This window comes from Vibrio sp. HI00D65 (assembly GCF_001635455.1).
GTDB lineage: Bacteria > Pseudomonadota > Gammaproteobacteria > Enterobacterales > Vibrionaceae > Vibrio.
The window spans coordinates 1-1,601 of the sequence record NZ_LWEH01000342.1; the positions used below are offsets into that span (position 1 = coordinate 1).

Below are 1,601 nucleotides of genomic sequence, written 5' to 3' on the forward strand. Positions count from 1 at the left end.
TGAGTCAGTTTATAGTCGCTTACATTGTTGAGATAATTATAATAAAAATAAAACGTTGGCTATATGATCAAATTTGACCCTATAACAAATCGTATTTATAACGACGATCGTTCTATTAAGATTGGATACAGAGAGAGCCGTGTTTTAGAACTACTACTTAAACACGCACCTGATATTGTGAGTAAGGTGGACATTATCAACTACGCTTGGGGTAGCGAGTTCATAGGAGAGACCTCTCTTGCGAAAAGTATCAGTTTGCTGCGCCAAAAGTTCGTCAAGTTAGGTACTAAAGACTCACCAATAGTGACAGTTCCAAAGGTAGGTTACCGCCTCATAGACCATTGCATTTGCATCGAATCGACTGGGGATGGTACTAGCATCACTGCGCCTGAAGATACCACTACAACGCAAGCTGACAACGAGCTTAAAACGCCCTCAAGCGAAGAGCACACTGAAACGCAAATACTTCCCATCTATCGCAAAATTGCGTGTTATAAGAACTTCGCATGCTATTCCATCGCTGCCGCCCTGGTCACAGCATCAATCGTGCTTGCATTCAGTAAATTTCACGACAAGAGTCTCCATGAAGTCAAACCTTCTGATCGTCTGACCGAGTATTGGATAGGTCAACTACAGATATTTCAAGACCCTCAAATGACGCTAACCCCAGAGTTGAAAAGGATTCTTAACAAGTATCAATGTGACTGTATTGCTTACATCAGCGAAGAACCTGGCTATTCTGAACTTGCGATACTCAATAAAGTGACTCGTAAATCAGTAAATGTTTTTTACAACCCATCACAACTGGACAAAGCCAGTAAAGAGATTGAGCTATTCCTAGAAAAGGGGTCATTATGATGCCATTTATTGCCGTCTTCTCCGCACTAATCTTGTTTGCAAGCGTCTGGAGTATTCCTGATTCTCACAAACTTGAAGATCACAGTTACCAGCATAGTATGATCGATTTGCTCTCTGAAGATAACGTATTACGAAGCGATGGATTCACAAAAATTAGGGATAACAAAGTTCTGCATATCGTCTCCATTCAAGACGATAAAATACCAACCCCTATCGTTCTCCGATTTCAAGGAAATGCGGGACACTCTACATCATTTAATTTTGCCATTGCTGGCACTATAGACCTACTGTCGGTACAGAAAATAAACGAGGCAATGAACGACAATTTGTTATCACCATACCTTTTGTTGAACAATGATCCACTAACGTTGAATATTGATATTTTGAGCGCGAATGAAGCATTTGCCATTATTCGGAGTTGTAATACAGGTCGTACTCAGCTGTTAGCTAAACGCTAAATTACCTCCTTAACGAGTAATAAACTCCCTTCAAAGTTATATTATTTAAGATGGATTTCGACTCAGTTCGAAATCCATCCCTTTCCTTTAATCTATTATTTATCTTAGTTTTCATTCTAAAAAATAATAAGTCTCATAATTGAAACACCCCTTATCTATTCCATATATCGTCACTTCATAATAAGACTAACGAAACAATTGAAGTAAGATCCCATTCTTAGTTCCAAATAGCCTCATAAGTACGAAGTAGTACTATTCACAAGTAATTTTTTAGAAATAATAATC

Annotated in this window: 2 protein-coding genes; both read left to right on the plus strand. The window is 38.5% G+C overall.

What is annotated here, in order from left to right; all coding sequences use genetic code 11:
• Positions 1-63: 63 nt before the first annotated feature.
• Positions 64-858, plus strand: a complete 795-nt coding sequence (locus tag A3712_RS19715) for a winged helix-turn-helix domain-containing protein (RefSeq protein WP_063524730.1) — start codon at positions 64-66, stop codon at positions 856-858.
• A complete protein-coding gene (locus A3712_RS19720) occupies positions 855-1,316 on the plus strand; it encodes a hypothetical protein (RefSeq protein WP_063524731.1) in 462 nt (153 codons plus the stop codon). Before A3712_RS19715 ends, A3712_RS19720 begins: the two co-directional genes overlap by 4 nt.
• Positions 1,317-1,601 lie beyond the last annotated feature (285 nt).

What these genes read in the sequence shown, in the direction of transcription:
- A3712_RS19715 (WP_063524730.1), top strand. Translation starts at nt 64, where the DNA reads ATGATCAAATTTGACCCTATAACAAATCGTATTTATAACGACGATCGT.
- A3712_RS19720 (WP_063524731.1), top strand. Translation starts at nt 855, where the DNA reads ATGATGCCATTTATTGCCGTCTTCTCCGCACTAATCTTGTTTGCAAGC.